At 66.0% G+C, this 7,726-nt stretch carries 8 protein-coding genes; all 8 read right to left on the reverse strand.

All coding sequences use genetic code 11. From position 1 onward, the window contains the following. A partial coding sequence (locus VN419_RS09280) for an ABC transporter substrate-binding protein (protein ID WP_325646779.1) occupies positions 1–1,076 on the reverse strand: 1,076 nt, incomplete at its 3' end. 281 nt (positions 1,077–1,357) lie between these two features. After that, positions 1,358–3,268, reverse strand: coding sequence for a hybrid sensor histidine kinase/response regulator (locus VN419_RS09285; protein WP_325646781.1), 1,911 nt, complete (start codon positions 3,266–3,268; stop codon positions 1,358–1,360). Positions 3,269–3,383: 115 nt separating this feature from the next. After that, positions 3,384–3,743, reverse strand: coding sequence for a DVU0259 family response regulator domain-containing protein (gene divK, locus VN419_RS09290; protein ID WP_325646783.1), 360 nt, complete (start codon positions 3,741–3,743; stop codon positions 3,384–3,386). 1 nt (position 3,744) lies between these two features. Further along, complete coding sequence (locus VN419_RS09295) at positions 3,745–4,236, reverse strand: response regulator (protein WP_325646785.1); 492 nt, start codon at positions 4,234–4,236, stop codon at positions 3,745–3,747. Next, positions 4,236–5,177, reverse strand: a complete 942-nt coding sequence (locus VN419_RS09300; RefSeq protein ID WP_325646787.1) for a universal stress protein — start codon at positions 5,175–5,177, stop codon at positions 4,236–4,238. The genes VN419_RS09295 and VN419_RS09300 overlap by 1 nt, the downstream gene beginning before the upstream one ends. 4 nt (positions 5,178–5,181) lie before the next feature. Beyond that, the gene (locus tag VN419_RS09305) at positions 5,182–5,721 is read right to left on the reverse strand and encodes a hypothetical protein (RefSeq protein ID WP_325646789.1); all 540 of its coding nucleotides are present in this window, start codon (positions 5,719–5,721) and stop codon (positions 5,182–5,184) included. 118 nt (positions 5,722–5,839) lie between these two features. Then, positions 5,840–7,015 carry a sensor histidine kinase gene (locus VN419_RS09310; protein ID WP_325646791.1) on the reverse strand — a complete coding sequence of 392 codons (1,176 nt, stop codon included), beginning with the start codon at positions 7,013–7,015 and terminating at the stop codon, positions 5,840–5,842. Continuing rightward, the coding region (locus tag VN419_RS09315; protein ID WP_325646792.1) for a sensor histidine kinase at positions 7,012–7,726 on the reverse strand (715 nt) is incomplete at its 5' end. The genes VN419_RS09310 and VN419_RS09315, both read right to left, overlap by 4 nt.

A 7,726-nucleotide genomic window follows, 5' to 3' on the forward strand; every position in this document is an offset into this window, starting at 1 on the left:
GTATCGAGGCTGAGATCGCGGGACACGATGACGTCGGCATTGACGAGAACGTCCGGGCTGAGGTCGCGCCCCATCATTTTGGCGGTTTTGAGGTTCAGGGAAAGGCCCACGGCGTCGGGCATGACCATCTTCAGCTTGCGCGGTTGGACGCCCTGGAAGATGCTGATCATCTGCCCGGCGTGGAACATCCCCAAAGGCTTGAGCTCGAAGTCGTACGCGCCCATGAGCGCGCCAAGCTGCACCAGGGGCAGCCCCGTGCGCGCAAAGGCGGCCACCCTGTGCTCGCGGAGGTAGTTGAGCAGCGGGCGCGGATCATCCGTGGTCCAGTCGAAGCAGGGGATGTCGGGCAGGTACACGGCATCGGCGCCATTGGTCACCAGCCACTCCAACCCGCTCTTGCATTCGCTGACGCTCGCGCCTCTTTTCAGGTGCGGAAATTCAATCAGGCGGGCGCCCTTTTCGCGCACCACATCGCGGGCGTCTTCCAGGCTGGTGTAGGTGCGCCCCGCCGCCGTGTCCTCGTACAGCACGCCGAGCTTCTTGAAGCGCACCACCGTGTGGAACAGGCGCAGCATGTTCAGCCATTGATCGGGCATGACGCAGGTGGTGAGGTTGTCCACGCCGGAATCCTCGGCGTTGTGCACCACCCCGGACCCGATGGGGTCGGAAAGCGTCATGGCGACGATGGGCGTGCGCTTGTTGTTGCAGGCGAGCAGCGCCTGGGCGGCTTCAGTGCCCAGGCCGATGACGAGGTCGATATCCGTGCGCTGCATGAGCTGCGCGGCCATGCGCATGGTGCCGGCCTTGCCCATGGTGGTCCAGGAGTTGATGCTGTGCGCGTCTGCCGGGAACTGCACCCTGTCGCCCCAGCCCTTTTCGGCAAGGGCCGCATGCAGGGCCTTGAGCATCTTGTCGTGCACCCAGTTTGTTCCGGCTTCCAGCACGGCGACCCGGTACACTTTGTTCTGGGGCTGGGCGGTCTGTTTCCGGCCACCCTGGGCCAAGGAGGCCGTGGCGGCCGCCAGCAGCAAAGCGCATACGAACAACGCCGTGAGAAGCCGTTTCAACTTGAGCATGCCCCCTCCCAATGTGCCGTGCACCAGCCCACGCTTTTGCCGCGCCTGCGCGGCCAGACCAAAAAGCGGCGGCCGCATCACGCGCCTTCGCACCGCAATGCGCCACTGTTTTGCGCGTCCTACCAGCTTTATTGAGTTTTCGCCAGAGCCGCAATCCGCGCAAAAGGCTGCGGGACGCAGGACGGAGGAGGAGAGGGGGGACGTTCCAGGCGTACGCCGCCGCCCGCGTTGTGCGGAGCCAAAGGGTTTGCGTCCGCCCGCGGGGCCCTCGCCTGCGCGCCTTACTGCTCCCTGGGCACCCAGATGCGGAAGGTGGAGCCCTGGCCGGGCTCGCTCACCGCGCCGATGCGTCCGCCGTGCTGGTCCACGGCCTTTTTGGCGATGAACAGGCCGAGGCCTGTGCCGCGCGAGCCCTTGGTGGAGAAAAACACGCTGAAGAGCCGCGCCAGGGTGTCGGGCTGCATGCCGCAGCCGTTGTCCTCAATCTCGAAGAACACGCCGCTGGCGTCGGGCCTGGCGCGGAAGCACACGCTGTGCGCCGCCTTGGTCTTGTCCTCCAGGCAGGCGTCCACGGCGTTTTCCAGAATGTTCACCAGGGCGGCGGAAAGCACCACCTCGTCCACGGCGAACTCGCCCAGGTCCGGCGCTATTTCGACGGAGAGGTCCACGCCAAGACCTTCGGCCTTGGGGGCCACGGCCTCGGCCACCTGGGCGGCCAGTTCGGCGGCCTGCATGGTGCGCAGCTGCAGCTCGCGCTTCTTGGCGTAGAACAGGATATCGAGCACCATGCCCTTGATGCGGCCGATGAGCCCGGTGACCTTGTCCCAGCCGGACTGGACCATTTCCTGGTTGCCGGAGCGGAAGCCCGCGTTGACCTTGTACACGCCGCCATCCAGCGCCGTAAGCAGCCCCTTGATGCCGTGGGAGAGCGACGCGATGAGCATGCCGAGGGAGGCCAGATGGTCCTGCATGCGCGCCAGCTCGGTGATGTCCGTGGCCATTTCCATGACGCCCTCGATCTCGCCCAGGGCGTTTCTGATGGGCGCGGTCCAGACCACGACGTTCATGACCTGGCCGTCCTTGCCGCGCACGGTGAGTTCGCTCTGGTGCGGCTGGCCGTCCTCGAAGGTCTTGATGGTGGGGCAGCCGAAGCAGGGGCGCTCCGTGCCGCAGTAGGCCTGGTAGCACAGGCTGCCCGCGCTCGCGCCGAACTCCTGGCGGAAGCGCCTGTTGGCGGCCTGGATGCGCAGGTGGCGGTCCTGCACGGTGATGAAGCAGGGGGCCTCGTCGAAGAGCTGCTGGTAGCGCTGGCGGGTGGTGTGCAGTTCGTCCTGCAGGCGCTGCACCTCGCTGGCTTCTACGAGGATCTCCAGCACCAGGTCCACTTGTCCGTTGGCCCCATGAATGGGCGCGGTGTGCACGGTGACGGCGGCCAGGGTCTCGTCGGGTCCGAAGAGTCCCTCGCGGCTTTTCTGGCCCTTTCCGGTGCGCAGGGTGCGGGCCACGGGACTGTCGAGCCCCTCGCCCGCGGCCCCGGCGTAGATGGCGAAGCCCGGCTGGCCCACGCGGTCGCCCAGGCGCTCGCGATACAACGCGTTCACGGAGACCACGCGCTGGTCGCGGTCCTGGATGGACACCAGGCAGGGCAGGGCGTTGAACATGGCGAATTCGCCCGCCACCTCGCCCGCCAGGCCTCCCATGGCCTGGGTCAGGCCTTCCACGGCTTCCTTGGCGGCGCTTTGACGCCCCAGCTCCACCAGCTTTTCGGACTGCTGGCGCACCAGGGCTTCGAGGTTTTCGGTGTGCTCGCGCATGCGTTGCCGCATGGCGATCTTGTCCGCCGCGCGCTTGAGGGCGATTTCCAGCACCTCCGGCCCGGCGGGTTTGGCGATGAAGTCGCAGGCGTCGAGCTTGAGGCCCTGCACGGCCACGTCCATGTCGCCATGGCCGGTGACCAGGATGACCTCGGTGTCCGGGCTCTCGTCCTTTATGCGGCGCAGCAGTTCGAGTCCGTCCATGCCGGGCATGCGGATATCGGTGAGCACCACGGACGGACGCTCACGGCGGAAGACCTCCAGGGCCTCGTCGCCGTTGGCCGCCAGATGCACCGTGTGGCCCATATCGGCCAAAGTGATGCCTACAACCTTGCGGATGCCGGCTTCGTCATCGACAAGGAGAATGTTCATGCCCATGTGGCCCGCTCCTGGCGCATGCTGCCGCCCCACGGGCGCGGCGCATGCTCTCTGCGAAAAGAGCGTATCGCAAACCGCCCCGAAAGGGGAGGGGGGAAAACGGTCCGGGCGGCCTCTAGGGCTTGCCTATGGTCTTCTCCACTATCTCCAGCACCTGCGCGGGCTCAAAGGGCTTGCTCACCGTGGCCACAGCCTTGCGGATGGCCAAGTGGATGCCCGCCAGGCCGCTGATGACGATGACCGGGAGGTCTTTGAACTCAGGCTTCTGGCTGAACTTGCGGTAGAAGCGCGGGCCCCATTCCTCCGGCATTTCCAGGTCCAGGGTCAAAAGGTCCGGACGCTCGCGCTCCAGCATCTCCAGCGCCCCTTCGCCGCCCTCGGCGGAGCAGGTCTCATAGCCCTTTTCCTTGAAGATGGACACGAGGTACTCGACGATATCCGGATCATCGTCCACCACCATGATTTTCTTGGCCATGTCATGCCTCCTGTGCTTCGGGGTTGGGGGATTGTCCCTCGCCGGCTGTGCGCGGCGTTTCCGCTCCCAGTATGCGCCGCGCCTCGCGCAGCAGCGTTTCCGCCGTGGGCGGCTTCTCGACATATCCGTCCGGACCGGGCGGCGTGCTCCCGGCTCTTCCAGGGGCGGTCCCGGCGGACAAGAGCGCCAGGGAGTGCCGGAAGGTCTCGCCCTCGATGGCCGAGACCACCAGCACCCTGGTCTGCGCCAGCTCCGGGTCGCGGCGCAGCTCGGTCAAAAAGCGTATGCCGCCCTGGTTCGGCATCATCAAATCCAGGCTCACAAGGCGGGGCCGGAACTCCTTCAGCTTTCTCAGCCCCTCCTCGCCGTCCCGGGCCGTGGCCGTCTCATACCCGGCGGAGTCGAACACCGCCTTGATGAACAGGCGCAGGTGCATCTCGTCGTCCACGACAAGCACCCGCCCCAGGGACTGCGCGCCCCCGGCCATGGCCATTACTCGCCCGCGCGCGGCGGACCGTACGGGCTCACGTCCACCTTGTCCGGGTGGTTCACGCTCAAGACCGGGCAGGCGCTGCGCAGCACGACCTGTTCAATGGTGCTGCCGAGCATGGCCTTTTCCGGGTCGATGTCCTTGGTGTGGTGCGCCATGACGATGAGATCGGACTTGTTCTCACGCGCGTACTTGAGCACTTCCACATGCGGATTGCCCTCGCGCAGGGCGATGACGTAGTTGTCGAAGTCGCCCATGTTGGCCACGTACTTGTCCTGGACCTTCTTCTCCGCCGCGGCCAGCTGCTGCTCGATGTAGGCCTGGCCGGGCTCCTGCTCGCTCCCCAGGTCCACGCAGTGGAACACGTGCAGACGGCAGCCGATTTCCTTGGCCACGTTGCGCGCGAACTGGAAGGCGTAGTCCGACGGCTTGCTGAAGTCGGTCGCCACGACGATGTTGGCGAAGTACGACCAGCAGGTGACGCAGGGGCGGCTGACGATCAAGACCGGGCAACGGGCGCTCTTGGCCACCTTCTGCATGGTGCTGCCCGCGATGATGCGGTGGCGCATGGCGCCCACGTCCTCGGGCCGGGTGTGCGCGCCCATGACGATGAGGCTCGCGTCCTCCTTCCTGGCCTTGCGCAGGATCTCGGTGTGGGGTTCGCCAGTGGCGGTTTCGAACGCGCAGGACGGATGGTCCTTGGCCAGCTTCTCGTAGTACTGGGCCATTTCCTCCTTCACCAGGCTCACCAGGTTCTCATCCACCTCGTCGGACTCGCCGGTGCGCACGTCGCGATAGGTGAGGCCGAAGCCCCGGCTGGGCAGGCCGAACACGTGGAACACGTTCAGGCGCGAGCGGTTCTTGCGCGAAAGCTCAAAGGCCACGCGGGCGGCGTCGTCACAGGTGGAAGAGGCCGAAGTGGCGAAAAGGATCTTCTCAAACATGGGGCTACCTCCTTAGTGCACACTCACGCGGTGTGCCGTGAAAAGCGAGTTGCCATAAGACGCCTTCGTAGAAGTCGAACAGGTTGCAGACCGTCTCGAAGCGGAACTCGGCCACGCGGTCGCCAAAGACCACATGCCGGAGCTGGCCCAGGGCCAGGGGCGCATCGAGCAGCATCTCCACCTGCCAGCCCTTGATCTCCATGTCCTCGCCATCGGGGAGCGCTCCCCGCAGCACGTGGTAGATCTCAAGCCTGGGCGGGCCCGGGTGCCCGATCATCTCCACAACGCGCGAGAACTCCAGTCGGTCGAGCCCGGCCGGGCGGCAGTCGTCCTTGGGCCAGGACGGATACTGCGCGGCGAACTCCGGCGCGAAGTCCGAAAGCCGCTGGAGCACGGGATAGGCGAGGAGCATGCGCATGAAGGCGCGCAGGCTGTAGCCCTGCGCCAGCACCACGCGCGCGCCGAGGGCCCCGAGGGGGTCTTCGATGCGCGCGCCGTGATGGTCTCGCAGCGTGCCGTCCTTCTCCAGTATGACTTCGTCCATCTTACTCTACATCCCAGGAGTGCTTTTGCGTTGAAGAGTGTTGGATACGGTTATCTTCTTATTAGATGTGTACTTTTGCGTCAACGTTGTATGGACAAAAGAGGCAAAGAATAAAATCCTACTGTAAAACTTTATTTTCATATTGCCCAGGTATGAGAATAATGAATTCACTTCCTGCATTCTCGGCGCTTGTTATATGAATGCTGCCGCCATGTGCTTCAACGGTCTTTTTGGTCGTCATGAGGCCCAGGCCGCTGCCGCCCGAGCCCTTGGTGCTGAAGAAGGCCGTGAACAGGTTTGCGCGCTGCGCTTCCGGGATGCCGCAGCCGTTGTCGACCACGGAGTAGCTGGCCCCGCCGCCGGGCAGGGCCTCTACGTGCACGGATACGCGCCCGCCCTGTCGTCCCCCGGAATGGGGCGGACCGAAATCCGCCGCCACGCAGGCATCCAGCGCGTTGCCCACCAGGTTCAGCAGGCAGCGGTGCAGGGCCTCGGCGTCAATGAACGCCGGGGCCAGCCCTTGCGGGGCGTCCAACTCCAGCGTGATGCCCGCAGCTTCGGCCTGGGGCCGCAGCAGCTCCACCACCTGACGCGCGGGCAGGGCCGGGTCCGTGGGCGTCCTGTGCAGCTCCTCCGGACGGGCGAAGCGCAGCATGTCGAGGGAGAGGCCCTTGAGTTTCTGCACGTTGGCTTCCAGCATCTCCCAGCCCTGCTCCAGATAGTCGCGGTGGTCGCGGTCCAGGCCCTGGCGCAGCAGGAACAGGCTGCCCTCCAGCCCGCTGGCCATGTTCTTGATGGCGTGGGAGAGCCCGGCCACGGTCTGGCCCACGGCGGCCAGGCGCTCGGCGTTCAGCAGTTCGCGCGTTTTCTGCGCCACCAGCAGTTCCAGGTGCTCCGTGTGCTCGCGGATGGCCCGGCGCATGGCCCGGCGCTCCCGCGCGCGGGAAAGGGCGATGTCCAGGGCGTCGTCGCGGATGGGCTTGGTGACGAAATCCGCCGCGTCGAGCTTGATGCCCTGGATGGCCAGGTCGATGTCGCCGTGGCCGGTGATGAGGATGACCTCGGTCTCCGGGTCCAGGGCCTTGATGGCCGAAAGCAGCGCCAGTCCGTCCATGCCGGGCATCTTGATGTCGGTGAGGACCACGGGCGCGGGCTCGGCCCGGAACAGGGCCAGGGCGTCCTCGGCGTTTTCCGCCGTGCGCACGCGCCAGCCTGCGTCGGTCAGGGTGAGCGAGAGCACGCGGCGTATGCCGTCCTCGTCGTCCACCAGCAGCAGGGATTTGGCTTCGCTCATGCCTGCCCTCCCTCGCCGTTCCCTTGGTCATACGGGGCCTCGCCCAGCACGGGCAGGTCGATGACGAAGCGCGTGCCCTGGCCGGGTTCGCTCTCCGCCCGGATGGCCCCGCCGCAGTCCTGGATGATGCCGTAGCTGATGGACAGGCCCAGGCCCGTGCCCTTGCCCACGCGCTTGGTGGTGAAGAAGGGCTCGAAGATCTTTTCCTTCACCCCGGTGGGAATGCCGCAGCCGGTGTCGGCAATCTGCACGCGCACGCTGCCGCCGGAAAGCCCGGCCGAAAGGGTGATGCGCTTCGGCCCGACCGGGGACGGCGCTTCCGCCCCGGCGATGGCGCAGGCATCGCGCTTGCCGTTGTTTTGCCCGTTGGCTTGGCCGTTGGCCTGGCCGCTGCATTTTTCTTCAATGGCGTCGCGCGCGTTGATGAGCATGTTGATGAACACCTGCTCCAGCCGGCCCGCATCGGCCATCACCGGGGGCAGGTCCGTGGCGATGTCCTGCAGCACCTCTATCTCGCGCAGCTTGAGCTGCTGGCTGAAGATGTCCAGCGCGCGCTTCAGAATGCCGCCCACGTCCACGGGCTCAAGCTTCATCTCCGGCTTGCGGCCGAACTCGCGCAGGTGGTTGATGATTTTGCTGGCGCGGTCCACGTGGGCGTCGATCTCCTCGGTCAGGGTGGCCAGGATGTCCTTGGCCAGCTCCTCGCCGCGC

Origin of the sequence: Humidesulfovibrio sp. (assembly GCF_035560995.1) — a bacterium.
In the GTDB taxonomy this organism is placed as follows: Bacteria; Desulfobacterota; Desulfovibrionia; order Desulfovibrionales; family Desulfovibrionaceae; genus Humidesulfovibrio.